Below are 26,404 nucleotides of genomic sequence, written 5' to 3'. Positions count from 1 at the left end.
TTACTTATTGGCGCAGCCAGCGTTAAATTATATGAAAGACTAAAGCGTGGTGACATGGGATTGTCTGAGGAAGAAAAACTTATTATTGCCAGGGCCCGGGAAGGTGACAGCGCCGCGCTTAATGCGCTGGTGGTCAGCCATTGGCCTTATATTTACCGTTTGGCCTTAAGCAAGACCAGCAACCCGGATGATGCTCAGGAAATTGCGCAAGACACTTTTCTGCGGGCGTTTACTGCATTGCCGCGCTATAAGGAAACCAATGCCGCCTTTAAGACCTACCTTTCGCGGATTGCGCTGAACCTGATTACCGATTATTATCGCCGTCGCGGGCATGCGCCCCCGGTAGTTGATATTGCCGAACACAGTGCGGGAATTATTGATACCGGCTTGCAGCCGGACGAGGCTGTGATCCATGCCGAACGCCGGCAGGCAGTCCTCAAGCTGCTGGCGCTATTGCCTGATGAGCAGCGAAAGGTAATTGAGTTTAGGATTATTCAGGGGCTGGCAGTAGCCGACACCGCCCGGCTTATGGAAAAAAGCGGCGCTGCCGTCAAAATGCTGCAGCAACGGGCGCTTAAAAAACTTAAAGAGTTATTTGTTGAAAATGGAATGGAAGGAGGTAAAGCAGGTGCAAGATAACTACGAAGAACAACAGGCAGAGGCCCTGTCGGCAGCGATAGATGCTCTTAACCGGGGCGAGCTGCCGGACAGACCGGCTGCCGGGGTAGCAGAACTTGTGGGTATTGCCAAAGCAGTCAAAGATGCCGGCTTGTCGGCAGACGCGCCCCCCCAGGCAGTGCTTGACAATATTGTCAGACAGGCGTCAAATACCCTGGTCCGTGAAAAACAAAAAAAACGCCGGCCCTGGCGTTGGGCCGGTGCAGCCAGTGCGGCAGCCGCTGTGCTGGTGGCAGCCATGTTGCAGTTTATGCCGCCGGTTACGCCGGAACGGGAACTGGCTAAAGCGCCACCGGCACCGGCCGCTGAGCAGCCTCAGCCGCCGGCTGCCGTCCCGTCGCCTCAGGTGGCAGCATTGCCGCCGGCAATCGTTGAGCCGCCGCCGGCTGTCACCACATCGCCGGGCCACGCCGATGCTGCGGCTGACTCTGCGGCACCTGCTGAGCTGGTTACCCTGGTGGAGCCGGAGTCTCCCGTTCCGGCAGCCGCTGATACCATGCTGGCCTTAGCCGATCTTACTGCCGATGCCGTCACAATTGATGCGGCCAGCAAAACCATCCGCCAAATCTACCATCAGGGTACAGCTGATGAAATTATTGTTACCCAGGCCCCCAAACAGCAGAGCATGGCTGCACCTCCCCGGCCGCCGCAAACCAAGATGAGAACGGCGGCTTTGCCTCCCGGTGAGTCGACCTATGCCGCGAGCAAACCGCCTGATAAAAATAAAGTTACCGTGATTGTTAACGACCTGGAAGTAACCCTGGAGGGGGCAGCCACTGAGGAAGAATTATTGAGCCTGGCGGAGAGACTGGTTGAAATACATGTTGCCAAGTGATATTTTTACCACCTCAGCCGCAGTAAACACTTTATCGATAAAAATAGTCAACTGCTGGGCTAAATCAATTTCCGGGCCATTTTCCAGTTTGCTGCCGCTTGCGTCAAAAATAACCTTTAGCGCCGGCCGGGTTTGCAGTCCGGGAATAACTTTTGTTACTACCGCAATTTCCCCGGTGGTCAGTCTGACAATACTGCCTACCGGATAAATGGCAATCTGATTCAAAAAGGTCCGTAAGATTATGGGATCAAAATGGGTATTGGCAAGCGACAGCATGACTTCATAGGCCTGGTGCGGTAAGGAGCCCTCCTTATAGGGGCGGTCGGAGGTAATGGCGTCATACACATCCGCGATGGCGACAATTCTGGCATATTCGTGAATATGTACGCCCTTCAGCCCCCGGGTGTAACCTGTGCCGTTAAATTTTTCATGGTGCTGAAAGGCGACATGGGCGGAAACTAAGGGAATGTCTCTCTGGCGGCGGAGAAGATCAAAGCCAAGGGTAGGATGCTGTTCCATTGACTTGCGCTCACTGACTGTGAGTGGCCCGGCTTTGGTTAAAATTTCTTTAGGAATAAGCATCTTGCCGGCATCATGGAGCAAAGCGCCTAAGGACAGCTCCTTGAGCTGAAACCGGTTATACCCTAACTGAATACCGGTAAGGGTAGACAGGACGCAGACATTGACAGAGTGGCCGAAGGTATACCCGTCGCAGGTCCGGATATCGGTCAGATGAACCATGGCACCGGGGTTTTCAATAACTTCCTTCATTAGAAACTCAGCCGTATCTTTAAAGGGCTGTGATTCCAGCCTATGGTTGGCTGAAAAGTTTTGGAAGGCTGTCTGGACAACCTGAACGGCCTGCACCCGCGTTTCCTCACGAACGACTTCCGGGATGGTGTCAAGCATATCCTTGTCGGTTAACTGGTCTGTCAGAGGATTTCTGATATAGACACTTGGCAGGTTAAAATGCTGGAGACGTTCAATCTGCGTACTGTTTAAAACAGTATCGGCACTTAACAGCAATATGCCATCGGTGCTGAAAATATTGCGGGCAAGCACCATTCCCGGGTGTAGATGTTTGGTGGAAACTTTTTGCATAACGGCGAAATATCCTTCCGGTATTTTGATGCGAAATTTATTCGACAAACCATACTATGAATCCTTTAAATGGCACCGGTTATTTGAGCTAAAAATGGGCTGTTGGCGCTGGGCGAAGTGTCTGTTCCAACTGAACCGGCGCCGCCGGGAAAAGCGGAAGTCCTGACTTTAGCAATTAAGCAAATTACTATTTAGGAGGAGAAGCCATGTCAACCTTTACTGTCGGTATTTGCCAACAGGGTGTTGTGCCTGACAAACAGGCGAATATTAATAAAGCCCGCCGGATGATTGGTGAGGCGGCAGCTGGCGGCAGCCGTCTTGTAGTACTGCCGGAGATGTTTAACTGCCCTTATCAGTCAGATTTGTTTGCCCGGTATGCGGAGTGCTATCCGGACGGACCAACCATTACCATGCTTGCCGAGTGTGCTGCCGAGCACAAAATAATCCTGATTGGCGGCTCTATTCCGGAAAGGGATGACGACGGCAAGATTTATAACACCTGTTTTATCTTTGATGAAGACGGCAAGCTGCTGGCGCGTCACCGTAAAACCCACCTGTTTGATGTGAATATTAAAGGGGGTACTGTGTTTCAGGAATCGCAAACCTTAGCGGCCGGCAGTGATGTGACAGTGGTAAAGACTTCGCTTGGCACCATTGGTGTGGCCATTTGTTATGATGTGCGCTTTCCCGAACTGGCCCGGACGATGGTGCTTAAAGGCGCCGATATCCTGGTTTATCCGGCACTTTTCGGACCGGTAACCGGACCGGCGCATTGGGAGCTATTGCTGCGGTCGCGGGCTGTCGATAATCAGGCCTTTGTCATCGGCGCCGCTCCGGCCCTTAATGCCGCGGCAGAGTATAAGGCCTACGGCCACTCGGCTATTGTTGATCCCTGGGCCAGAATCATGGCAATGGCTGATGAAGCCGAGACCGTAATCTTTGGCACAATTGACCTGCAGATAGTGGACCGGGTGCGGGAAGAACTGCCGCTCTTAAAGCACCGCCGTCCGGAGTTATATGAGGGGTAAGCCGCATAAGAGCCCCATTTAATGTGAAAGGAGATGATGCGTTTTGCCATTTTCTTTTGCCGAGCTTTATGCGTATATTGGCATTGTGGCCTTACTTGTTGTGATTCCGGGGCCAAATACCGTATTGGTGATGCAATCGGTCGGCATTAGCGGCCAGCGGGCCGGCCTTTTCAATGTATTTGGCATTGTTACGGCAGTTTATCTGAATGCCCTGCTGTCCGGCCTGGGCTTGACGCTGATTATCATGCAGTCGGCCGAGATATATAACCTGATAAAAATGCTGGGCGCGGCCTATATTGCCTATTTGGGAGTAACCAGCTTAGTGAATGCCTATAAGCTGCATAGACAAAAGGAGTCCACCTGCACCAACAATAGCAGCAGTCAGGCACCGGACGTGGTTATGCGGGAAAGCGGCTTTACGTTCTACTCTAAAGGTGTATTGACAGGGGTTCTCAATCCTAAGTCAGCACTTTTCTTTCTGGCATTTTTCCCTCAGTTCATACACCCGGGTGGCAATATTGTTATTCAATCGTTGATACTTACCATCCTTTATTCGCTGGTATCGGTAACCTGGTATGGCCTGCTTGTCATCTTCATGGGAAAATTACGCCATTTTTTGGTACGCAGTGAAACGCAAAAGTGGTTAAAGGCAATTACAGGAACCATATTAGTTGGCCTGGGGATCAGAATAGCCCTGCAACGATAGCGGCCGGGAACGGTGGCTTTGCATTTATCGCGATATTAGTAAAGTTGCCATATAAGATAGCTTGCGCGGCATTGGCCTATGTGCTATAATTATCACGCGTAATTTAAAGTGGCTTTATAAAGAGAGGTGCAAGATATGCAAGAAAAAATTCATCCCAAATTCGGTGAAGCCAAAGTAGTCTGCGGCTGTGGCAATACATTCATGACCGGTTCGGTTAAAAAAGAACTGCGTGTAGATGTATGCTCAAAATGCCATCCGTTCTATACCGGTCAACAGCGTCAAATAGCTGCAGGCGGCCGTGTAGAAAGATTCAACAAGCGTTACGGCAGCCAAAGCCAAGGCTAATTAGCAAGCAGCAGAGCAGTGATGCTCTGCTGTTACACTATATGATGTCATAATCGGAAACACTGCAGCAGGGCAGGCATGCTCTGCTGTAATTATATTGAGAAAGGGGCGGGGTAGCGTGAGTGAGAAAAGACCTTTTGTCGGCGGGCAAGCTGTAATCGAAGGCGTTATGATGCGTGGTCCGGAGTTTATCGCCACTGCCGTTCGCGAACCGTCCGGCAATATTATTGTTCAGAAAGAGCGGCTGACCTCCATTACCGACCGTTATCCTATTTTGAAGAAACCCATGATTCGCGGTGTGGTGGCTTTGGCGGAATCGTTGATTTATGGCATGAAAGCTTTGTCATTTTCGGCCCAGGCTGCCGGTGAAGAAGAAGAAGAGACCTTGTCCAACAAAGAGATTGCCGTGACCATGTTATTTTCTCTGGGATTAGCCATCGTGCTCTTTGTCATCATTCCCACGTATGCGGCCAAATATATCCATAGTGCTGTAACAGACTCCCGGCTGTTGAATACCTTTGAGGGCATATTGCGCCTGGTTATATTTTTCCTGTATGTTTGGGGAATATCTTTAATGAAAGATATTCAGCGCGTGTTTCAGTATCATGGCGCTGAGCACAAGACCATCCATGCTTATGAAGCCGGCGAGGAGCTGACGGTGGAAAACATCCGGAAGTACAGCTGCCTGCATCCGCGCTGCGGTACAAATTTTTTGCTCATTGTCATGGTGGTAAGTATTGTTATGTTTGCCTTTTTGGGCTGGCCTGATCTCTGGCTCCGGATTTTGTCCCGGATTGTACTCTTGCCGGTGGTGGCAGGCATTGCCTATGAGATTATCCGTTTTGCCGGCAGGAGCAAGGCCAAATGGGTGGCCTGTGCGATTACTCCCGGTCTGTGGCTGCAAAAATTAACTACCCGTGAACCCAGTGACGATCAAATTGAAGTTGCCATCGCGGCTTTACAGGCCGTGCGGCCGGACCAAGATGTAGAGGTGAAAACAGATGCGTGATAAACTGCAGGCGCTTGAAGATAAATTTCAGGAACTGGAAGGCCGGATCAGCGATCCGGCGGTTATGGCTGACATGAGCGAATGGCAGAAACTGACCAAAGCCCACAGCAAGATGAGTGCTGTCGTGGAAAAGTTCCGTGAATACAAAAAGACGCTTCAGGCCCTTGATGATGCCAGTGAAATGCTTAAAGACAAACTGGATGATGAATTCCATGAAATGGTGGAAGCTGAGTATGAGGAAGCTAAGGCGAAAAAAGTGACATTGGAACAGGAACTCAGAATCCTCTTGCTGCCCAAAGATCCTAATGATGATAAAAACGTCATTGTCGAGATTCGTGGCGGTGCAGGCGGCGATGAAGCGGCGCTGTTTGCCGGTGATTTGTTCCGCATGTATACCCGTTATGCGGAAACCCAGGGCTGGCGGGTAGAGATGCTTGACGCCAATGCCCCGGATCTGGGCGGGTTTAAAGAAGTGGTATTTTCCATTGAGGGAGATGGCGCTTACTCCAAACTCAAATACGAGAGCGGCGTGCACCGGGTGCAGCGGGTGCCGACCACCGAGTCGAGCGGCCGTATTCATACCTCCACCGTGACCGTAGCCGTGTTGCCGGAGGCCGAAGAGGTGGATATTGAAATCAATCCGAATGATCTGAGGATTGATACCTATTGCGCCAGCGGCGCAGGCGGGCAGCATGTTAACAAAACCGAATCGGCTGTGCGGATTACACATTTGCCCACAGGGGTGGTAGTGCAATGCCAGGACGAAAAATCACAGCTTAAAAACCGTGATAAAGCTATGCGCGTTCTGAGAGCCAAAATCCTGGAGATGGCGGAGGCGGAGCAGGCCGCTGAACTGGCCGGAACCCGCAAAAGCCAGGTTGGCACCGGTGACCGCAGTGAGCGAATTCGGACCTATAACTTCCCGCAAGGCCGGGTTACCGACCACCGGATTGGGTTAACGCTGCATAAACTGGATTTCGTGTTAAACGGTGATTTGGATGAAATGATTTCGGCGCTGGTAACTGCCGGACAGAGTGATAAACTGAAAGACGTTGAATAATATGAGTGAGCAATGGACCATATCTTCAATTTTACATTGGACTAGGCAGTATTTCGGCTCCAAGGGGATTGATAATCCCCGCTTGGATGCCGAGATACTGCTTTCCCATATCCTAGGCAAGGACAGACTGTATCTGTACACTAATTTTGACCAGCCGCTGACTCCTGAGGAATTAGCCTCCTTCCGCGAAGCTGTCAAACGGCGGGCGCTGCGGGCGCCGGTGGCCTATATTACGGGCTGTAAAGAATTTATGGGGCTGGATTTTGCTGTTAGTCCGGCAGTACTCATTCCCCGTCCTGATACTGAGATTTTAGTGGAGGCCGCTCTTGACCGGCTGGCAGATAAGCCGGAGCCGGCAGTTGCTGATCTGGGGACAGGCAGTGGTGCCATCATTGTCAGCATGCTGACCAAACTGGCGGCCGCCTCCGGTATGGCTGTGGATGTCTCGGCCGCTGCCTTGGCAGTTGCCAGGGAAAATGCCGCCAGACATGAGGTCGGCGCCCGTTTGGAATTTTGCCAAGGCGACCTGTTTGCACCGCTCACCGGGAAAAAGTTTGACGCCATACTGTCAAACCCTCCCTATATTCCGGATGCCGATATCGCCGGGTTGAGTGCCGAGGTGCGGCAGGAGCCGTATCAGGCACTGGCGGGCGGCAATGACGGCTTGCATTTTTACCGGCGTATTGTGGCTCAGGCTGCCGGGTATCTTAAACCTGCAGGTTTCCTTGCCGTAGAAGTGGGCATTGAGCAAGCCGGCCTGGTGGGTATGCTGGCCGATGCAGCCAGCGGTCTGAACCTGGAAGCTATTATCAAGGATTACGCGGGAATTGACCGCGTGCTGGTCTTTCGCCTGCGCCACTGAGTGGCTGAGGGTTACACTGGACCTCCCCTTGCAGCCACTTGTGGCAATTTTATTATCCGCTGGAGCTGATTAGATATTATGTATACGAAATATTATAGAGTTGACCCCGTTTGTCCGGATGCTGCCATGCTGGCAGAGGCGGCAGCACTGCTCAGGCAGGGAGAATTGGTGGCGTTCCCGACAGAGACGGTGTATGGGCTGGGGGCTAACGGGCTGGATGCCGCAGCGGTAAAACGCATTTTCCAGGCTAAAGGGCGGCCGGCAGATAATCCGCTGATTTTGCATATTGCTGACGCGGATAAGCTTGCTGAGCTGGCAGCTGCTGTTCCGGCCAGTGCCAGGGCGCTGGTTGAATGCTATTGGCCGGGCCCGCTTACTGTTGTGGTTGAGCGTCAGGGGCATGTGCCTGATGCCGTGACCGGCGGGTTGAATACGGTGGCGGTGCGTTTGCCGTCATCGCCTGTTGCCAGGGAGTTAATCCGTTTGGCCGGTATCCCGGTGGCTGCGCCCAGTGCCAATACCTCCGGCAGGCCAAGCCCGACCACAGCGCAGGATGTGCTGGCAGATCTTGAAGGTAAGATTGCCGCGGTGATCGATGCCGGACCTTGTGACATCGGCGTAGAATCCACCGTAATTGACTGTACCACGCCGGTGCCGACCCTGCTCAGGCCGGGAGGGATTACTTACGAGATGCTGATAGCCGTGCTGGGCGATATCGAAGTTGATCCCGCGTTGGACGGGGCTAAGACTGTCCCTAAGTCTCCCGGCATGAAGTATACTCATTATGCGCCGGCTGCTCCCCTGACTTTGATTGAAGCCGAACCTGTCCGCAGTGCCGGTTTGCTAATCGGGGAAATCAACAAGGCCCTGACAGCCGGTAAAACGGTAGGCGCCATCGTATCTGCCGAATTGGCGGACAGTGTGCCGCCGGCAGTTATGACTGCGGTCTATGGTTCACGGGCTGACGCCGCCGCTGTGGCCGCTAATTTATATACGGTGCTGCGCAGCTTTGACGATAAGGCGGTGGACGTTATTTATGCCGAAGGCATTGCCGAGCAGGGCTTAGGCTTAGCGGTGATGAACCGCCTGCGCAAAGCCGCCGGTTACCGCATTCTCCGCTAATTAAGTTTGGAAATCGGGAATGAGAGTCTGAGGAATGCTTCATATTGCCTTCTGCCGGTACATATATATTACGGCGGAGGTGGGGAATATGAGTGTTTTTGAACTCTTCGTCCTGAGTGCGGCCTTAGGAACCGATTTGTTTTCCGTAGCCGTGCCGCTTGGCATGAACAAAGTGCGCCGGCTGATTATTATCCGGTCAGCAATTGTATTCGCTCTGTTCCATATTATTATGATTTTAACAGGTTATCATATTGGCCATTGGCTGGGCGGCGTTGTGGAGCACATTGGCGCTTACCATATTGACTGGCCGGCAGCTAATGTACAAAACATTGCCGCCATTATTGGCGCATTGGTATTGGCAGGCCTGGGTCTTAATATGATTAAGGATACTGTGCGTGGGCAGGAAGCGGCTTCACTGGTCAGTCCGCTAAGGGGCAGCGCGCTTTTTGTGCTGGCCGCCAGTGTCAGTATTGATGCCCTGGCAGCCGGGTTCAGCCTGGGGATGATGGATGTGGATTTGCTGCAGCTGAGTATGATTCTTGGTCTGGTCATCTTCGTCATTGCCCTCCTGGGCTTGGGGCTGGGCCGCAAACTGGGGCAGTATATCGGGAGCAGGGCTGAATTGCTGGGTGGCCTGGTCCTGCTGCTGTTAGGCATACATATCATCTGGTCAACGATTTAAAAGTTGCTGTTTAGCATAACGACTATACAAGACCCGGCGCGGGTGACCATCATACAATGCTACGATGCTGGCGCTTTGTATAACAGTCGCCCGCGCCTCAGATGCCGGTAATTGAAAGAACTCCGTCAGCGGCTTTTCGCCCAGTATAAAAGCAGAGTAACAGGTATGAGATATTTTTTCCGGACACAAAATATAAAGGAGTTGAGCGAACCATGTTCAAAATTTTGTTTGTGTGTACAGGCAATACCTGCCGCAGTCCGATGGCGGCCGCTCTTCTCGCCGATATGGCCGAAAAAGCCGGGATGGCCGGCCGCATAAGTATTGCATCGGCAGGCCTTGCCGCCGGGCGGCAGCCGGCCTCGGCGCAGGCGCGGAGTGTCATGCGGCAGGCTGGCCTGAATGTGGACAACCATTGTTCCCGGCAACTGACGCTGCCACTGCTGACAGCAGCAGATTTAATACTAACCATGACGGCGGCGCATAAACAGGCACTGACCGGGATGGCGGCCGGCCTGGAGGGAAAACTGTACACGCTGGCCGAATTTGCCGGTGAAACCAGGGATGTAAGCGATCCTTTCGGCGGCAGTGAGGCTGTATACCGGGAATGTGCCGGGCAAATCCGGCAGCTGCTTACCCAGGCCTGGGTAAAAATTGTCGGTTTGGCAGGAAAAAATTAATCGGCGTGGAAAAAGATGAAAAGACGTTAAATATGAAATATAGGAAGTGTACTTGCATGAAGGTAGCTATTGGCAGCGATCATGGCGGTTTTTGCCTGAAAGAAGAACTTAAAGCTCTGCTGGCAGAGCTTGGTGTGGAGGCCGACGATTTTGGCACCCATACGGCGGACTCGGTTGATTACCCCGACATTTCCCGGCAGGTAGCCGAAGCTGTGGCCAAGGGTGAATATGAACGGGGCATTATTGTTTGTGGCACAGGTATTGGGGTAAGTATTGCCGCCAATAAAATTAACGGCATTAGAGCCGCGCTTTGTAATGATGTCTTTTCCGCGCAAATGTCGCGTGAACATAATGATGCCAATATCCTGACACTGGGTGAACGGGTGATTGGTCCCGGTCTGGCCCGGATGATTGTTGAGGTCTGGCTCAAAACTGCGTTTGCCGGCGGCCGGCATGCCTGCCGGGTAGAAAAGATAATGGCCCTCGAAAAGGTGTAGGGAGTGAAGAACTGTGGAGACAGATTTGGCAACCATTGGACGCCAGATAACACAGGCGGCGGAAGAACTGATAAAAACAGCCCGTTTAAAACCAGGGAATATTCTGGTAGTGGGCTGCAGTACCAGTGAGGTGCAAGGGGCGCGTATCGGCTCCTATGGCTCTGAAGTAATAGCTGCTCGACTTTTGTCGAGTCTTTTTAAAGTTTGCTCCAGGTATCAGGTTTTGCTGGCCATACAGTGTTGTGAGCACCTTAACCGGGCGCTGGTTGTTGAACAGGCTGTAGCCGACACACATAACCTCGAAGTGGTTCAGGTTATTCCGGTGCCTAAAGCCGGTGGTGCACTGGCCGCCGAGGCGATGCGTGCCTTTGACAATCCGGCGGTGGTGGAAAGCATTACGGCTCAGGCCGGTCTGGACATTGGCAGCACACTCATTGGCATGCATATTAAAAAAGTCGCCATTCCGGTACGTCTGACGCAAAAGTATATCGGACAAGCCTATTTGACAGCCGCCCGCACCAGGCCTAAACTGATTGGCGGGGCACGCGCTGTTTATGAGCTCTGTTAATGTGCTTTTAAATATATATTTACATGTAATTTGAGGAGGAATAGAACATGACAATACTTGCAGGAGTAGACCCCGAGGTAGCACGAGCCGTTGAGCTCGAACGCACCCGTCAGCAAACCAAACTGGAGCTTATTGCCTCAGAGAACTTTGTCAGCAAAGCGGTAATGGAGGCGCAAGGCTCAGTATTGACTAATAAATATGCCGAAGGGTACCCTGAGCACCGGTATTATGGCGGCTGTGAATATGTTGATATTGTCGAGAAACTGGCTATTGACCGGGCCAAAAAGTTATTTGGCGCAGAACATGTAAATGTTCAGGCCCATTCGGGAGCGCAGGCCAACACCGCTGTATATTTTGCCTTTCTGAAGCCTGGCGATACCATTTTAGGCATGAATCTTGCCCATGGCGGCCATCTGACCCATGGCAGCCCTGTAAATATTTCCGGGCAATACTTCAATATTGTGGCCTATGGTGTTGATGAGGTTACCCACCGGATTGACTATGATCAGGTTGCCGAGCTGGCTATGACACACAAGCCGAAAATGCTGGTAGCCGGTGCCAGTGCCTACTCCCGGATTATTGACTTTGCCCGCCTGGGACAAATTGCCCGTGAAGCCGGTGCCATGTTCATGGTTGATATGGCGCATATCGCCGGTCTGGTGGCTGCCGGTTATCATCCCAGCCCGGTGCCGCATGCGGATATTGTTACTACAACCACCCACAAAACCCTGCGCGGTCCGCGCGGCGGCATGATCCTTTGCCGGTCCCAGTATGCCAAGGCCATTGACAAAGCCATCTTCCCCGGCATCCAGGGCGGCCCGTTAATGCATGTTATTGCCGCCAAGGCTGTATCCTTTAAGGAAGCTCTCAGCGAGGAATTCCGCCTGTATCAGGGACAAATTATCAAAAATGCGCAAGCTCTGGCTGAACGCCTTAAGCAAAATGGCTTTACGTTGGTATCCGGCGGTACGGATAATCATTTGATGTTGGTTGACCTGCGCGCGCAGCATATTACCGGCAAGCAGGCTGAGGAACTTTTGGATGAGATTGGCGTTACTGTCAATAAAAATGCCATTCCCAACGACCCGGCCAGTCCGTTTATTACCAGCGGTATCCGCATAGGTGTCCCTGCCGTCACTTCGCGCGGTATGGTTGAAGAGGATATGGTGGCAATCGGCGACATTATCACCATGACCCTGACTAAGCTGGAGGACGGCGCTGCCCGGGATAAGGCCCGCTCCATGGTGGCCCAGCTGTGCCGCAAATATCCGTTGTATGCTTAAAAGGCTGTTGCTTTGGGCATAACATATGAAGTATGAGGAGATGAATGCATGCAAGTAAAAATAATCGACCATCCCTTGATTCAGCATAAATTGTCACTTGTTCGTGATGTTAAAACCGGAACCAAAGAGTTTCGCGAGCTTTTGGAAGAAATCTCAACACTTATGGCTTTTGAACTGACCCGGAATCTGCCCCTGGAAGAAACGCAGGTAGAAACGCCGCTTACCACCTGCACCTGCAAGATGCTGTCAGGCAAAAAAATTGCCATAGTGCCCATTTTGCGCGCCGGTTTGGGGATGGTAAACGGTATCGTCAAACTGATTCCTGCCGCCAAGGTGGGACATATCGGGGTATATCGTGATCATGAGACCTTGAAGCCTGTCGAGTATTTTTGCAAACTGCCTACCGATGTGGCAGAACGTGAATTGATTGTTGTTGATCCCATGCTGGCGACCGGCGGCTCGGCGGTGGCGGCCATTGAGATGCTGAAAGCCAAAGGTGCCAAACAGATTAAATTAATGTGTCTGGTAGCGGCACCGGAAGGTGTTGCCGTGATGAACGCACACCATCCGGATGTAGAGGTGTATGTTGCCGCTGTCGACAGCCATCTGAATGAACGTGGCTATATTGTGCCCGGTTTGGGAGATGCCGGTGACCGGATTTTCGGCACAAAGTAATTGGAAGAAAATTATCTGTTTCGATAAATCACTGTGTACCTGGGCTGTGCATACATTGGTAATACACCGTTTGGTCAAGGGGGAATAGTATGAATGACAACAAAGGGCTTGACCGGCCATCGTGGGATGAATATTTCATGGATATTACCAAGGTGGTTGCTACCCGTTCAACCTGTCTTCGCCGGCAAATCGGCGCTGTTATTGTCAAGGAGCAACGGCTTTTAAGTTCAGGCTATAATGGTGCACCCTGCGGTTTGACCCACTGTGGCGAAACCGGCTGTATTCGCGCGAACAATCAGGTACCGTCCGGCGAACGTCAGGAATTGTGCCGGGGGCTTCATGCCGAACAAAGCGCTGTCGTTCAGGCAGCCATGTACGGGGTATCCATTCGTGATGCCACCATTTATTCCACCCATCAGCCTTGTTCAGCCTGTACCAAGATTCTAATAAACGCTGGTATCAAACGTATCGTTTACCAGTACAGTTATCCGGATAAACTGGCCGAGCAATTAATTGCCGAAGCCGGAATCGAATATGTTTGTTTTACCTAAGTGAATAATATAACTGCCTAATACTCTGTCTGGAGTGTTAGGCAGTTTTTTTAAAGCTGCCAGAATACATAAGCTCTGTGTGCCAACACAGACCCGGCACAAAACACCGTCATCCAACGCCGCGTCGCTGGGGCTTCTTCGTACCCCGTACCCCCCGTAACCCCCGTAACCTACCCGGCCATTGCCGGAAAAAAAAGCGTTCCGCAGGAGAAAAGCCGGGCGGTATTCCGTTAAGAAATCCGTACTGTTTGAGCGTAAGCGAGTTTACGGATTTTAGGAATACTGCCCGGCTTTTCAGCTTTTGGAGGCTTCAGGCCTAGAACATGGCTAAAGGAAGTTCCGCGCTCCGCTTGGAACTAAGCGATTCACACAAGTTCTAGCGTCGCATTGCTCCTAATAACTTGGTTCTCTGCTTATGGGGCAATGCCAAAAGTAAGACCCTTCCCTTGTATTCGATTATTGACTAGGACTAAAGCAAAAGAATCACGTTGGCGCTTTCTTATCTGACAGAAAATTCCGGTTTATGATAAAGTTAAGAAGGATTTATGGCAAGCTTGGCGAATATAATCATTTGGCAATTAAATGATTGCCAGGATCACTTTTTTTGCTGTTGGCAGCTATTTGCCGTTCCTGGCGCAAGCCGTATTTTTCTTAACTATAGAGCTGGTTTGGTATCTGGGTTTCCCAATACTCAACCAGCTTTTTTACAGAGGAGTTTTTGCATGCTGGAAGCCATTTATTTACCTAAACTGAGATATCTCACTCCCACCCTTGATTCCACGCTGCTGAAAGCCATGGAAGAGGCGGGGGAATTAGCCCGGGCGGTACTGAATTTTATGCCTTGGGAAAAACTGAGCCCGGCTGAATTGAAAGAACAGACTGAGGCCATTGCCCTGCTTGCCGATGTCAAGGAAGAACTCCTGGATGTGGCTCAGACCTGTGTTACCATGATTTTTGTTATGGAGGATTCCTTCGGCATTGACGCCGACAGTCTGATTGGTGAACACCTCGCCAAACTGGCAGATAAAGGTTATGCTTATGATACCAGTCAAAATTACCGCATTACCACAACCCCAAACCGGCAGGATGGCAACTATAAATATATCAGCCTCCCGCACCTGAGGCTTGATAATGTTACCTTATTGACTACTGTGTGCAAGATTCAGGAGGAAATAGGCGAACTGACCCAGTTTCTGGGCAAGCATGCCGGAGCATCCGGCGAACAGGCCCGGCTTGATCCTGACGAAGTCAACCGGGGAGCGGCTTTGGAATTATTGGATATTGCGCAATGCTGTTTTACGATGATGTATATTTTGGCCGGACGGTATGCCGTAAATATTGCTGAATTGGTTGCCGGACATGTGAACAAGCTGCAGCGGCGGGGTTATTGCTAAATGGCAGCCGTTCCAGGACGGTATCCGGCTGAGCTAAATTAAGGTATAGTGAGTGTATTTCATGCATATTGTTATTGGTAGTGAAAATAATAGGAATACGGGACGAATTGCCTGCTTGCTGCAGATTGACAACTTTTGCACAAGTAAGGTAAAATGAGTGTTGCGTAGAAAAAGAGGTGTTATAATATGCAAACCTATATAGTGGCTTTTACTGTTGCCTTGGCTGCAGCTTACTTTATCACGCCGCGTGTTAAAGATTTGGCCATTAAAGCCGGTGCGCTTGATGCTCCGGATGCCCGTAAAGTGCATACCAGCCCGATTCCCCGCATGGGCGGGTTGGCAATATATTTTGGCTTTGTGCTGGCCGTGCTGTCAAGCATGCATGTCAATCATGAAATTCTGGGCTTGCTGCTGGGCGGTACCGTCATTTTGGCTGTTGGCATTATCGACGACCTGAAACAGTTGTCGGCAAAAGTCAAATTGCTGGGACAGATTGCGGCCGCCATTGTCCTTATTTTATTTGACATCCGCATTGAATGGCTGACAAATCCGTTTGGTGAAATGATTTATGTCAATTATTTATCTATCCCGCTTACTATTTTGTGGGTAGTCAGCCTGACAAACACGGTAAACCTGATTGACGGTCTGGACGGACTGGCAGCCGGGGTATCTACCATTGCCTCGATTACCATTCTGTTGGTGGCACTGGAGCAGAACTTTTGGACGGTGGCTATTTTGACGGCAGCGCTGGCCGGCAGTGCGCTTGGTTTCTTACAGCATAATTTTAATCCGGCGAAAATCTTCATGGGTGATACCGGCAGTATGTTTTTAGGGTACATGCTGGCGGCTGTTTCTGTGCTGGGAACGGTTAAAAGTGCTGCCACCATTGCGTTATTTGTACCCATTATCGCCTTAGGGCTGCCAATCATGGATACGGCGTTTGCCATTATCCGCCGGTATATGAGCGGCCGGCCGATTTTTAAACCGGACAAAGGTCATTTGCATCACCGGCTGCTGGCCATGGGGCTAAGCCAAAAACAGGCTGTTTTGCTGATGTATGTAATCAGTGGCTGTCTGGGGATAAGCGCGATTGCCCTGACGGAGGTAAGTAAAGTATATGCTGCCTTAATTTTGCTTGCTATCATTTTAGTGGCCTTTTTTGGCGCCAAGAAAATTGGTGTATTAAATAATAATGACGGTGTCCTGAAAAGCACTGATTCGCTTAAGAGTCATTAATTTTCAGCACAGACCTCATACCGTATTTCACACAATGGCAAGGCGGGCATTTGGTGCCCGCCTTGTGTTTATAAAGGTAGAAAGTGAAAGTGCGCACTTATTGTTGCGGAAGGAGCAATATACATGTCCCGTATTAAAGTTATGACGGTTTTCGGCACCCGGCCTGAAGCTATAAAAATGGCGCCTGTTGTTCTGGAACTGGCCAAGCATCCTGAATACATAACCCCGGTTGTGACGGTAACCGCCCAGCACCGGGAAATGCTTGACCAGGTGCTGCGGCTGTTTGCCATTACGCCTGATCATGATCTTGATATTATGAGTCAGGGGCAGACGCTGTTTGACATTACCTGCCGGGCCATGCAGGGACTCAATCAGGTGTTTGCTGCAGAAAAGCCTGATATGGTGCTGGTTCATGGCGATACCACCACCACTTTTGCCGGTGGGCTGGCTGCTTTTTATCACCAGATCCCGATTGGCCATGTGGAAGCCGGACTGCGTACCGGCGACAAATACTCACCCTTTCCTGAGGAAATGAACCGCAAGCTGACAGGGTCCTTTACCGATGTCCATTTTGCCCCGACAGCTACGGCCAGGCAAAATCTGCTCAGGGAAAATATCGCCGGTGAAAGCATTTTGGTGACAGGCAACACGGTAATTGATGCATTAAAAGCTACTGTGGACCCAGCCTACCAATTTACCGATATATTATTGCAGGGGATTGATTATGCTAACCGTAAAGTTATCCTGGTTACAACCCACCGCCGTGAAAATTTAGGCGAGCCTATGCGCCATGTATATCAGGCGTTAAGGGATATTGTTACCGCCTTTACCGATGTTGAGATTGTTTTTCCGGTACATAAGAATCCGTTAGTCCGGCAGGTGGTGCAGGAAGAATTGGGCTCAGCCCCGCGTGTTCACCTGATTGATCCGCTGGACTACCAGCCCTTTGCCAATCTCATGGCCAGGTCTTACCTGGTGCTGACCGATTCGGGCGGGATTCAGGAAGAAGCGCCGGCCCTTGGTAAACCGGTGCTGGTTTTGCGTGATACCACCGAACGGCCTGAAGCGGTAACCGCCGGTACGGTTAAACTCATCGGCACAGACCGGGAGCTTGTATATAAAGAGACCAAGGAATTACTTGTTAACAAAGCAGAATACCGGCGTATGGCCAATGCCGTCAATCCTTACGGGGATGGCATGGCTTCCAGCCGCATTGTGGCAGCCATTTTACACAAATATGGGCTGACTGCCAGCCGCCCCGGTGAATTCGAAGTATGCCTATAAAACTACCAAAGTTTACATTTAGTGTAAATATGGCCAAATTTTTATTCTTTTCTGTAATCAGCAGGAATTTCAGAGGATGATGGAGAATAGGCTATAAAGTTGAGCTGCGTTAATTTGTAGAAATTTGTAGAAATTTGCGTTTGGCTTAACAAGAGGTGCAGATATGCCGAAAAAACAGGATGGGATGTGGGCGGCTCTGAGCCTGGTGGGAACGATTGGTCTTAATATGGCTGCCATGGTAGCAGTAGGGCTGTTCTGCGGCAAATGGGCTGACAAGTATTTCAACACCTTTCCCTGGTTTACCGTGTCAGGTATTGTCTTTGGCATGGCGGGCGGGCTGTGGTCTACCTACAAAAAAATTGTTAAGTGATAAAGGATGTTATAGTGTTTAAAGCAGGTTTTGCTGACAACTACGTCGTTCAAGTACGGCGGACGTTACTGCAGTTAGTGGCACTGGGGTTGTTTATGACCCTGAGTGCGTTAGCGGCAGGCCAAACTTTTGTGATACCCGGCCTGTTGACCGGTTGGACAAGCAGTGTAATCTATTTTCTGCTGATGTGCCGCCGGGTAAAACAGAGCGCTGAATTACCACCCGGCCAGGCGCTGGCTTCTATGCGGGCAGGGTGGCTAATACGCTTGGGGTTTATCATAGCCATACTTGTCTTATCAGTCCAAGTACCCGGTATTGATTTTTTGGCGGCAGTAGTGGGTTTATTCTCACTTCATATAGTATTACTGATAAATGCCGTGTATATCGTGGTTTGCGGACTTATAGCAAATTTCGGCAAGCAAAATAATTCAGGAAGGGAGTGAAAATGAAAGTATGGGACATGGTGGAGGAGGCCATGAGATGGGACATAAGCTGGCACATTTTGCCGGACTGACGTTCAATCTCGACACCTTATACATGACATGGCTAACCATGGCGATTGTCATTGCTCTGGCAATAGTTGCCACCCGCCGGGTAGAAATTATTCCCCGCGGCTGGCAAAACTTCCTGGAGATGGCAGTTACTGCTTTGTTAGATCAGATTGATAATACCATGGGGCCCAAGGGGAGAAAATTAGCACCACTTATTATCACGCTGTTTTTGTTCCTGCTTGTTGGTAATGAATTGGGTCTGGTACCTGGGTTTACCTCGCCGACCAATGACATTAACACCACACTGGGCCTAGCGCTGATGATTGTTGTTATGGTACATATTCTCGGGGCTGTAAACAAAGGTCCTGTCAGGTATCTTAAACATTTTTTTGAACCTTACATCCCCTTTGTTATTATCAACATTATTGAAGAAGTGGCTAAGCCGATTACCTTATCCTTCCGTTTATTCGGCAACATTCTGGCTGGTGAGATATTGCTCATCATTTTGGGAATGCTCGTACCGTATGTTATTCCAACAGCATGGTTGGCTTTCAGTGTGTTTGTCGGCGTTGTACAGGCGTTTATTTTTACCATGCTGTCCATGTCGTATTTGTCCAACTCATTACAGGATGGACACCATTAAAATTACTTACTCAGAAATACTCATATTGAACAAAGAATAAGGAGGAGTTTTTTGTGGAACAAGCTATTATTATTGCAGCCTCTGCTATTGGAGCGGGTTTGGCTATCGGCCTTGCCGCTATTGGTGCTGGTATCGGTGACGGTGCAGTTACTGCCAAAGCTATTGAGGGGATGGCAAGACAACCGGAAGCTAAGGGAACTATTCTCGTAAACATGCTTATCTCAGTAGGTTTGATCGAGTCTATTCCTATTATTGCTGCCGTTATTGCTATCGTACTGGTATTTGCCAATCCATTTATTAAGTAATCTAAGCGTTATCGGGCAACTGGCAGAACGGACTATGCCTTCTGCCTTTTGTTCCCCTTATACGCCGGAAAGAGGAGGGGCCCTCAGTTGGTTGATTTGAATGCGACGCTTATAGCGCAAATTATAAATTTTCTTATACTTGTGGCTATTTTAACAAAAGTGGCATATAAACCGCTAATGAAGGCGCTGGCTGACCGGCAGGCCAAAATCGCAGATAGCCTGGCAACGGCTGAACAGGAAAAGCAAGCTGCTGAAAAACTCAAGCAGGAATATCTTGCCCAATTGACCGAAGCCCGTGTACAGGCGCAAACTATTGTTGATAAGGCTGCCAAGCTGGCTGAACAAACCAAAGACGAAATCCTTAAGGAAGCCCGTGAAGAAAGCGCACGGCTGTTAAAAGCCACCCAGGAGGAAATTGCCCGGGAGCGTGAGCGCGCTGTTGCCGAGCTTAAAGGCGAAGTGGTGACATTGGCTGTTGCCGCGGCTTCCAAAATTATTGCTCAAAATATGAATGACACAGCCAATGCTAAAATTGTTGATGATTTCATTAACAATTTGGATGGCAAGAAAATTGGTGGTTTGCCATGCTAACCAATCAGTTAGCTCTTACCTATGCGCAGGCCATTTATGAAATTGCCACTGAAAAAGCTGCGCTGGATACAGTGGAACAACAGCTTAAACTGGTTGAAGCCACAATTGCCGGACATGAAGAGTTGGCTACTTTAATGTACCATCCATTAGTGCCTGCACCAGCAAAAAAAGAAACAATCAACCGGATTTTTGCCGAGGATTTGGACGTTTTTGTCCGTAATTTCTTGCTGCTCTTAGTTGACAAACGGCGTGAGCCGGCTTTACCGGCTATTATTCACGAGTACATACGTCTGGCCAATGATGCCAGAAATATTGCCGAAGCCGAGGTCTTTACCGCCAAAGAGCTGAGTGAAGAACAGCGTCAGGCCCTGGCAGCAAAACTAAGCCAGGTTACCGGTAAAAATATCGTGATTAAGACAACTATCGATCAGGAATTGATCGGCGGTGTTGTTGTCAAAATTGGCGACAAACTGATTGACGGCAGCGTAGCCCGTCAGCTAAAAGCGCTCAAAGCTGCGCTTTTGACTAACCAAGCCACTGCTGCTGTGTAGTCTCAGTATTTTTAGTATAAGGCAGTTTGAGCCGTCTTGCTGTAGACTTTATGATTGGGGTGACATACAAGGTATGAAAATGAGGCCAGAAGAAATAACGGCTATCATCAAGCAACAGATTGAGCAGTATCAGGTAGACCTCAATGTTGATGATGTTGGCACTGTTATCGAAGTAGGCGACGGTATCGCCCGGATTCACGGCCTGGAAAAGGCTATGGCCGGCGAATTATTAGAATTTCCGCACGAAGTATTTGGTATGGTTCTAAACCTGGAAGAAGATAATGTCGGCGCCGTATTATTGGGCGGCGAAATTGAAATCAAAGAAGGCGACACAGTACGCCGCACAGGGCGCATCATGCAGGTTCCTGTAGGCGAAGCCATGGTTGGCCGTGTTGTCAATGCACTGGGTCAGCCGATTGACGGCAAAGGACCGATTGTTACCACTGAACACCGTCCGGTTGAATATGCCGCACCTGGCATTGCCGCCAGGCAGTCGGTTAAAGAACCGCTGCAAACAGGCATTAAAGCCATCGACTCCATGGTTCCTATCGGCCGCGGCCAGCGCGAACTGATTATCGGCGACCGTGGTACCGGTAAAACAGCTATTTCTATTGACACCATTATCAACCAAAAAGGTCAGGGCGTAATTTGTATTTATGTCGCAATTGGCCAAAAAGCCTCCACCGTGGCCCGTGTCGTTAAGACCCTGGAAGAAGCCGGCGCTATGGAGTATACCATAGTTGTTGCCGCGACTGCTTCTGACAGCGCGCCGCTGCAATATCTGGCACCTTATGCCGGTGTTTCCATGGGTGAGTATTTTATGTATAAAGGCGGCGCCGTGCTCTGCGTGTATGATGATTTATCCAAACATGCGGTAGCCTATCGTGCCATGTCGCTTTTGCTCCGCCGTCCTCCCGGACGCGAAGCGTATCCGGGCGACGTATTTTATTTACACTCCCGCCTCTTAGAGCGTGCAGCCAAGCTTTCAAGCGAACTGGGCGGCGGGTCCATTACCGCATTGCCTGTAATTGAAACACTGGCCGGCGACGTTTCCGCCTATATTCCTACCAACGTAATTTCCATTACAGATGGTCAGATATTCCTGGAGAGCGAACTGTTCTACTCCGGTATCCGTCCGGCGATTAATGCCGGTCTGTCGGTATCCCGCGTAGGTGGTTCGGCTCAAATCAAGGCCATGAAGCAGGTTGCAGGCCGTCTGCGTCTGGACCTGGCACAATACCGTGAATTGGCGGCCTTTGCCCAGTTCGGTTCCGACCTGGACAAAGCTACCAAAGCGCAGCTTGACCGTGGTCAGCGGATGATGGAAATCCTGAAACAGCCACAATATATACCTATGGCGGTAGAAGAACAGGTTATGGTTATTTTTACAGGCATCAACGGCTATCTTGATGATGTGCCCATTGAGGATGTAACCAAGTTTGAGCAGGATTTGCTTAAATTCATGCGCAGCAATTACGCCGAAGTGGCCAAAACCATCAGAGATAAGAAGAACCTTGACAGCGAAACTGAGGCGGCCCTCAAAAAAGCAATCAAAGAATTTAAAGATACTTTTGTTAAAGTTGAAGCGGCGAGGTGATAATATATGGCTAACGCCAGAGATATCCGCCGCCGCATTAAAAGTGTAAAGAATATCCAGCAAATCACCAAGGCCATGAAGATGGTGGCTGCTGCCAGGCTTCGCCGGGCACAGGAACGGGCTATTGCCAGCAGGCCATATACTGATAAGATCAGAGAAGTATTGGCCAGTGTGACAGCCAATGCCGGCGACGCTTCCCATCCGCTTTTAGAAGTGCGGGAAGTGAAACAGGTAGGTTATCTTGTGCTTAGTGCCGATAAAGGTCTGGCCGGAGCGTATTCGTCCAACCTGGTGAAAGAGGTTTTGCCGCAGATTAGCGGCAAAGATAATGCCAGATTAGTTACTGTCGGGCGCAAAGCCCGTGACTATTTCAAACGGCGCGGCTATAAAATTGATGGCGAATATTTCGGTTTTTCGGAAAAGCCGTCCTACCAGGATGCCGTAATGCTGGCAGAACTGATGGCTGATAAGTTTGAGTCAGGGGAGTATGATGAAATTTACCTGACCTATACTCACTTTTATTCGCCTGTTAACCAGAAACCGACAACCATCAAACTGTTGCCGGTAACCGGAACCGGCGATGGGGAAGAAACTCCTCAGACCGAGTATATATTTGAGCCATCAGCCGGTGAAGTATTGAGCCTCTTGCTGCCACGCTATCTGGAAACCGTCATTTATGGCGCACTGTTACAGTCGTCTGCCAGTGAACTGGGCTCCAGGATGACGGCCATGGGCTCAGCCACAGATAACGCGCAAGAACTCATTTCCAAACTGACCTTAAACTACAACAAAGTACGCCAGGCCACGATTACCAGTGAAATCAACGAGATTGTGGGCGGGGCCGAGGCACTTAAGTAGAAGGGTTGAAGAAGTTAAGGAGGGGGAACCCCGTGAATATCGGTAGAATTATTCAAGTTATCGGTCCTGTTATTGACGTCGAGTTTCCCCCGGAAAAACTGCCTGCCATTTATAATGCTGTTACGGTTGATGAAACAGTCGGCGACGTTACTGTTAAGCTGACTGCTGAAGTAATGCAGCATCTTGGTGATAACACCGTTCGCTGCGTTGCCATGTCTTCCACTGATGGCCTGACTCGCGGCATGAAGGCAGTTGATACCGGGGAGCCTATTAAAATTCCTGTCGGCAAAGGTACACTGGGCCGGGTATTTAATGTACTTGGACAAACAGTTGACAACAATGCTGAGGCGGTGAATGCCGACGAATTTTGGCCTATCCATCGTCCGGCTCCTGCTTTTGAAGACCAGGCAACAACCACTCAGATCCTGGAAACAGGCATTAAAGTTGTTGACCTCATTGCCCCTTACGCGCTTGGCGGCAAAATCGGCCTGTTTGGCGGCGCCGGTGTTGGCAAGACGGTATTAATTATGGAACTTATCCGTAATATAGCCACAGAGCATGGCGGCTACTCGGTATTTGCCGGTGTAGGCGAACGTACCCGTGAGGGCAATGATTTGTGGAACGAAATGATTGAATCAGGCGTTATCGACAAGACGGCGCTGGTTTACGGTCAGATGAATGAACCGCCCGGAGCGCGTATGCGTGTAGGGCTTACCGGCCTGACAATGGCCGAATATTTCCGTGATGTCGGCGGTCAGGACGTGCTCCTGTTTGTTGACAACATCTTCCGTTTCATCCAGGCCGGTTCCGAGGTTTCGGCACTCTTAGGCCGGATGCCGTCCGCGGTAGGTTATCAGCCGACGCTGAGCACCGACGTTGGCGCCCTGCAGGAACGGATTACCTCCACGAAAAAGGGTTCAATCACCTCGGTTCAGGCCGTATATGTGCCTGCCGATGACTTGACTGACCCGGCTCCGGCAGCCACCTTCGCTCACTTGGATGCCACCACGGTATTATCCCGCCAGATTGCCGAGCTTGGCATTTATCCGGCGGTTGACCCACTGGACTCTACGTCCCGGATTATGGACCCCAATGTGTTAGGCGAAGACCATTATCAAGTGGCCCGCGGTGTGCAGGAAGTTCTGCAGCGCTATAAAGAGCTGCAGGATATCATCGCTATCCTGGGTATGGAAGAATTATCTGATGAAGATAAACTGACAGTTTCCCGGGCGCGGAAGATTCAAAGATTCCTGAGCCAGCCGTTCTTCGTAGCGGAAGCCTTTACCGGCACCCCCGGTAAATATGTGCCGCTCAAAGAAACCATTCGCGGCTTCAAGGAAATTATCAGCGGTAAGTATGATGATCTGCCGGAAACGGCCTTTTATATGGTAGGAACTATTGACGAGGCAGTGGAAAAGGCTCAAAAGATGAAGGGGGAATAATATATGGCCAATAAGATGCGGCTGGATATTGTTACTCCTGATCGGATGGTTTATTCCGAAGACGTTACTATGGTTATTGCCAGAGCCACAGACGGTGATCTGGGTATTCTTCCCGGACATGCCCCGCTCATTGCCGGCCTTACTGTTTGGCCGCTGCGGATAAAGAACGAGGAAGGTGAGCAGCAGCTGTCTGTATGCGGCGGCTTCATCGAAGTCCGTCCTGAGAAAGTAACCATTTTGGCTACTTGTGCGGAATTACCGGAAGAAATCGATATTAAACGGGCGGAAGCTGCAAAAGAGCGGGCTGAATCCCGCTTAAAAGGCGGCCAGGATGTAGATGTCGAACGGGCTGAAATGGCTCTGAGACGTGCTATGACCCGTCTAAGGGTTGCCGGAAGTAAATAAATAAAATGAGATTGCTTCATCATGCCTGCCGGCAGATGGAAGCAATCTCATTTTTTTATTTCACCATAATTTACATGGATAACCTGCCTAAATACTGGAAAAAATAAAGATGACATTTGCAGTTAAATGTAATTTTTGGACTCGGGCTCTTGCTTAGCTACTACGGTAATGATAAACTAGTCTAGGAAAAATGTACTTACCGCTGTGGTGGGAGGAAATCTTGTGGAAAAATTAATTGTTCGTGGAGGCAGGCGTCTTTTTGGCACAGTCAGAGTCAGTGGAGCCAAGAATGCTGTGCTGCCGGTCATTGCGGCAACATTGTTGGGGACAACTCCCAGCACGTTAGAAGACATACCGGATCTGGAGGATGTCCGCACAATTGCTGAAGTGCTTGAGCATTTAGGCGCGTCGGTAAGAATCGAACCAGGTACGCTATATATCGATTGCACGAAAATAACGGCCCTTGAGGCTCCTTATGAGCTTGTACGCAAAATGCGGGCATCTTTTTTAGTCATGGGACCGCTCCTGGCGCGCGAAGGATGCGCGAAAATTTCGCTGCCTGGCGGCTGTGCCATTGGTACCAGGCCTATTGATTTGCATCTTAAAGGCTTTGAGGCTTTAGGGGCTGAAATCATTACCGGCCATGGCTTCATTGAAGCCAGAGCACCGCAGGGACTGACAGGCGCAAGAATTTACCTGGATTTTCCCAGTGTCGGCGCTACTGAAAATATCATGATGGCAGCCAGTATGGCAAAAGGCCAGACCATTATCGAAAACCCGGCCGAAGAGCCTGAAATTGTTGATTTAGCCAATATGCTTAATCACATGGGGGCTAACATCCGCGGCGCCGGTACTAATCTAATCCGGATTGAAGGCGTAAGCGAACTGAAAGGGGCTTGCCACGCAGTCATCCCTGACAGAATTGAGGCCGGCACTTACATGGTGGCTGCCGCCATGACCGGTGGCGATGTTTATGTGGAAAATGCCCTGATAGAGCACTTAAAACCGGTTATCGCCAAGCTAAAGGAAGCCGGCGTTGTTATTGAAGAAGATATCAATGGTGTCAGAGTACGCGGAACCGGTATGATCCGGTCTGTGGATATTAAAACTCTGCCCTATCCCGGTTTTCCGACCGATATGCAGGCCCAGCTTATGGCCCTTATGACCATTGCCCAGGGTACCAGCATAGTTACTGAAACAGTATTTGAAAACCGGTTTATGCATGTTGATGAACTCAAGCGCATGGGTGCCTCGATCAAAATTGACGGACGCAGCGCCGTGGTGGAAGGGGTGGCCAAGCTTACCGGCTGCCAGGTGAAAGCCACCGATCTTAGGGCCGGTGCAGCTATGGTATTAGCCGGACTGGTGGCCGAAGGTCAAACTGAGATCAGCTATATTCACCATATTGATCGCGGTTATGACAATTTGGTAGAGAAATTCCGTGGTATTGGTGCAGATATTGAACGTGTCGGTTAACTGAACTAATTAATTATAATGCCAGAAAGCAATAAAGTAAGGCGGCCGCGCTCACGCCCGGCCGCCTTACTTTATTTTTCTT

The 26,404-nt window shown here is 50.3% G+C and carries 31 protein-coding genes; 30 read left to right on the top strand and 1 reads right to left on the bottom strand.

Annotation, left to right across the window (positions count from 1 at the left end; translation table 11 throughout):
• The first annotated feature begins 60 nt into the window (after positions 1 to 60).
• Complete coding sequence (locus SPSPH_RS16885; protein ID WP_158027103.1) at positions 61 to 639, top strand: RNA polymerase sigma factor; 579 nt, start codon at positions 61 to 63, stop codon at positions 637 to 639.
• Positions 629 to 1,513: a hypothetical protein gene (locus tag SPSPH_RS16880; protein WP_075757081.1), complete on the top strand. Its 885-nt coding sequence runs from the start codon at positions 629 to 631 to the stop codon at positions 1,511 to 1,513. The genes SPSPH_RS16885 and SPSPH_RS16880 overlap by 11 nt, the downstream gene beginning before the upstream one ends.
• Here the strand turns inward: SPSPH_RS16880 and SPSPH_RS16875 are convergent.
• Positions 1,466 to 2,662 carry an HD-GYP domain-containing protein gene (locus tag SPSPH_RS16875; protein ID WP_143559017.1) on the bottom strand — a complete coding sequence of 399 codons (1,197 nt, stop codon included), beginning with the start codon at positions 2,660 to 2,662 and terminating at the stop codon, positions 1,466 to 1,468. The two genes, SPSPH_RS16880 and SPSPH_RS16875, sit on opposite strands and share 48 nt — an antisense overlap.
• A 158-nt stretch (positions 2,663 to 2,820) precedes the next feature.
• Between SPSPH_RS16875 and SPSPH_RS16870 the strand changes: the two genes are divergently transcribed.
• The 28 genes from SPSPH_RS16870 to murA all read left to right on the top strand — a co-directional run bounded on the left by SPSPH_RS16870 (position 2,821) and on the right by murA (position 26,322).
• A complete protein-coding gene (locus SPSPH_RS16870) occupies positions 2,821 to 3,642 on the top strand; it encodes a carbon-nitrogen hydrolase family protein (protein WP_075757083.1) in 822 nt (273 codons plus the stop codon).
• Positions 3,643 to 3,685: 43 nt separating this feature from the next.
• Positions 3,686 to 4,348 carry a LysE family translocator gene (locus SPSPH_RS16865; RefSeq protein WP_075757084.1) on the top strand — a complete coding sequence of 221 codons (663 nt, stop codon included), beginning with the start codon at positions 3,686 to 3,688 and terminating at the stop codon, positions 4,346 to 4,348.
• A 135-nt stretch (positions 4,349 to 4,483) separates the two neighbouring features.
• Positions 4,484 to 4,693, top strand: a complete 210-nt coding sequence (rpmE, locus tag SPSPH_RS16860) for a 50S ribosomal protein L31 (RefSeq protein ID WP_075757085.1) — start codon at positions 4,484 to 4,486, stop codon at positions 4,691 to 4,693.
• A gap of 169 nt (positions 4,694 to 4,862) precedes the next feature.
• On the top strand, positions 4,863 to 5,702 hold the full coding sequence (locus SPSPH_RS16855) for a DUF1385 domain-containing protein (RefSeq protein WP_075757249.1): 840 nt from the start codon (positions 4,863 to 4,865) through the stop codon (positions 5,700 to 5,702).
• Positions 5,695 to 6,762 carry a peptide chain release factor 1 gene (gene prfA / locus SPSPH_RS16850; RefSeq protein WP_075757086.1) on the top strand — a complete coding sequence of 356 codons (1,068 nt, stop codon included), beginning with the start codon at positions 5,695 to 5,697 and terminating at the stop codon, positions 6,760 to 6,762. Before SPSPH_RS16855 ends, prfA begins: the two co-directional genes overlap by 8 nt.
• Complete coding sequence (gene prmC / locus SPSPH_RS16845; RefSeq protein ID WP_075757087.1) at positions 6,755 to 7,624, top strand: peptide chain release factor N(5)-glutamine methyltransferase; 870 nt, start codon at positions 6,755 to 6,757, stop codon at positions 7,622 to 7,624. Before prfA ends, prmC begins: the two co-directional genes overlap by 8 nt.
• Positions 7,625 to 7,702: 78 nt before the next feature.
• The gene (locus SPSPH_RS16840; protein WP_075757088.1) at positions 7,703 to 8,746 is read left to right on the top strand and encodes an L-threonylcarbamoyladenylate synthase; all 1,044 of its coding nucleotides are present in this window, start codon (positions 7,703 to 7,705) and stop codon (positions 8,744 to 8,746) included.
• Between the two features lie 88 nt (positions 8,747 to 8,834).
• Positions 8,835 to 9,428 carry a manganese efflux pump MntP family protein gene (locus tag SPSPH_RS16835; protein ID WP_075757089.1) on the top strand — a complete coding sequence of 198 codons (594 nt, stop codon included), beginning with the start codon at positions 8,835 to 8,837 and terminating at the stop codon, positions 9,426 to 9,428.
• Between the two features lie 212 nt (positions 9,429 to 9,640).
• Complete coding sequence (locus SPSPH_RS16830) at positions 9,641 to 10,105, top strand: low molecular weight protein arginine phosphatase (protein WP_075757090.1); 465 nt, start codon at positions 9,641 to 9,643, stop codon at positions 10,103 to 10,105.
• A 56-nt stretch (positions 10,106 to 10,161) separates the two neighbouring features.
• Positions 10,162 to 10,602 carry a ribose 5-phosphate isomerase B gene (gene rpiB / locus SPSPH_RS16825; protein WP_075757091.1) on the top strand — a complete coding sequence of 147 codons (441 nt, stop codon included), beginning with the start codon at positions 10,162 to 10,164 and terminating at the stop codon, positions 10,600 to 10,602.
• A 13-nt stretch (positions 10,603 to 10,615) separates the two neighbouring features.
• On the top strand, positions 10,616 to 11,170 hold the full coding sequence (locus SPSPH_RS16820) for a TIGR01440 family protein (protein WP_075757092.1): 555 nt from the start codon (positions 10,616 to 10,618) through the stop codon (positions 11,168 to 11,170).
• A 47-nt stretch (positions 11,171 to 11,217) separates the two neighbouring features.
• Positions 11,218 to 12,453, top strand: a complete 1,236-nt coding sequence (gene glyA, locus SPSPH_RS16815; protein WP_075757093.1) for a serine hydroxymethyltransferase — start codon at positions 11,218 to 11,220, stop codon at positions 12,451 to 12,453.
• A gap of 48 nt (positions 12,454 to 12,501) precedes the next feature.
• Entirely contained in the window at positions 12,502 to 13,128 is a 627-nt protein-coding gene (gene upp, locus SPSPH_RS16810; RefSeq protein ID WP_075757094.1) for a uracil phosphoribosyltransferase, read from the top strand.
• Positions 13,129 to 13,217: 89 nt separating this feature from the next.
• Positions 13,218 to 13,679: a deoxycytidylate deaminase gene (locus SPSPH_RS16805; RefSeq protein WP_075757095.1), complete on the top strand. Its 462-nt coding sequence runs from the start codon at positions 13,218 to 13,220 to the stop codon at positions 13,677 to 13,679.
• Between the two features lie 722 nt (positions 13,680 to 14,401).
• Entirely contained in the window at positions 14,402 to 15,073 is a 672-nt protein-coding gene (locus tag SPSPH_RS16800) for a nucleotide pyrophosphohydrolase (protein WP_075757096.1), read from the top strand.
• Between the two features lie 186 nt (positions 15,074 to 15,259).
• Positions 15,260 to 16,309 (top strand): glycosyltransferase family 4 protein, encoded by a 1,050-nt coding sequence (locus SPSPH_RS16795; protein WP_075757097.1) that lies wholly within the window; start codon positions 15,260 to 15,262, stop codon positions 16,307 to 16,309.
• A gap of 123 nt (positions 16,310 to 16,432) precedes the next feature.
• Positions 16,433 to 17,593 (top strand): non-hydrolyzing UDP-N-acetylglucosamine 2-epimerase, encoded by a 1,161-nt coding sequence (gene wecB, locus SPSPH_RS16790; protein WP_075757098.1) that lies wholly within the window; start codon positions 16,433 to 16,435, stop codon positions 17,591 to 17,593.
• A 163-nt stretch (positions 17,594 to 17,756) separates the two neighbouring features.
• A complete protein-coding gene (locus SPSPH_RS16785; protein ID WP_075757099.1) occupies positions 17,757 to 17,963 on the top strand; it encodes an AtpZ/AtpI family protein in 207 nt (68 codons plus the stop codon).
• 14 nt (positions 17,964 to 17,977) lie between these two features.
• A complete protein-coding gene (locus SPSPH_RS16780; protein WP_075757100.1) occupies positions 17,978 to 18,406 on the top strand; it encodes an ATP synthase subunit I in 429 nt (142 codons plus the stop codon).
• Between the two features lie 10 nt (positions 18,407 to 18,416).
• On the top strand, positions 18,417 to 19,097 hold the full coding sequence (atpB, locus tag SPSPH_RS16775; RefSeq protein ID WP_075757101.1) for a F0F1 ATP synthase subunit A: 681 nt from the start codon (positions 18,417 to 18,419) through the stop codon (positions 19,095 to 19,097).
• Between the two features lie 53 nt (positions 19,098 to 19,150).
• Positions 19,151 to 19,402: a F0F1 ATP synthase subunit C gene (gene atpE / locus SPSPH_RS16770; RefSeq protein WP_075757102.1), complete on the top strand. Its 252-nt coding sequence runs from the start codon at positions 19,151 to 19,153 to the stop codon at positions 19,400 to 19,402.
• Between the two features lie 87 nt (positions 19,403 to 19,489).
• Positions 19,490 to 19,993 (top strand): F0F1 ATP synthase subunit B, encoded by a 504-nt coding sequence (gene atpF, locus SPSPH_RS16765; RefSeq protein WP_075757103.1) that lies wholly within the window; start codon positions 19,490 to 19,492, stop codon positions 19,991 to 19,993.
• Positions 19,987 to 20,544, top strand: coding sequence for an ATP synthase F1 subunit delta (gene atpH, locus SPSPH_RS16760; RefSeq protein WP_075757104.1), 558 nt, complete (start codon positions 19,987 to 19,989; stop codon positions 20,542 to 20,544). The genes atpF and atpH overlap by 7 nt, the downstream gene beginning before the upstream one ends.
• A gap of 73 nt (positions 20,545 to 20,617) precedes the next feature.
• On the top strand, positions 20,618 to 22,141 hold the full coding sequence (gene atpA / locus SPSPH_RS16755) for a F0F1 ATP synthase subunit alpha (protein WP_075757105.1): 1,524 nt from the start codon (positions 20,618 to 20,620) through the stop codon (positions 22,139 to 22,141).
• A gap of 6 nt (positions 22,142 to 22,147) precedes the next feature.
• Positions 22,148 to 22,999, top strand: coding sequence for an ATP synthase F1 subunit gamma (atpG, locus tag SPSPH_RS16750; protein WP_075757106.1), 852 nt, complete (start codon positions 22,148 to 22,150; stop codon positions 22,997 to 22,999).
• A 32-nt stretch (positions 23,000 to 23,031) separates the two neighbouring features.
• Positions 23,032 to 24,441: a F0F1 ATP synthase subunit beta gene (atpD, locus tag SPSPH_RS16745; RefSeq protein WP_075757107.1), complete on the top strand. Its 1,410-nt coding sequence runs from the start codon at positions 23,032 to 23,034 to the stop codon at positions 24,439 to 24,441.
• 3 nt (positions 24,442 to 24,444) lie between these two features.
• Positions 24,445 to 24,846, top strand: coding sequence for a F0F1 ATP synthase subunit epsilon (locus tag SPSPH_RS16740; protein ID WP_075757108.1), 402 nt, complete (start codon positions 24,445 to 24,447; stop codon positions 24,844 to 24,846).
• 222 nt (positions 24,847 to 25,068) lie between these two features.
• Positions 25,069 to 26,322 carry a UDP-N-acetylglucosamine 1-carboxyvinyltransferase gene (gene murA / locus SPSPH_RS16735; RefSeq protein WP_075757109.1) on the top strand — a complete coding sequence of 418 codons (1,254 nt, stop codon included), beginning with the start codon at positions 25,069 to 25,071 and terminating at the stop codon, positions 26,320 to 26,322.
• The last annotated feature ends 82 nt before the right edge of the window (positions 26,323 to 26,404 follow it).

Origin of the sequence: Sporomusa sphaeroides DSM 2875 (assembly GCF_001941975.2) — a bacterium.
Taxonomy (GTDB): domain Bacteria; phylum Bacillota; class Negativicutes; order Sporomusales; family Sporomusaceae; genus Sporomusa; species Sporomusa sphaeroides.
This window is presented reverse-complemented; position numbering and strand designations above follow the sequence as displayed.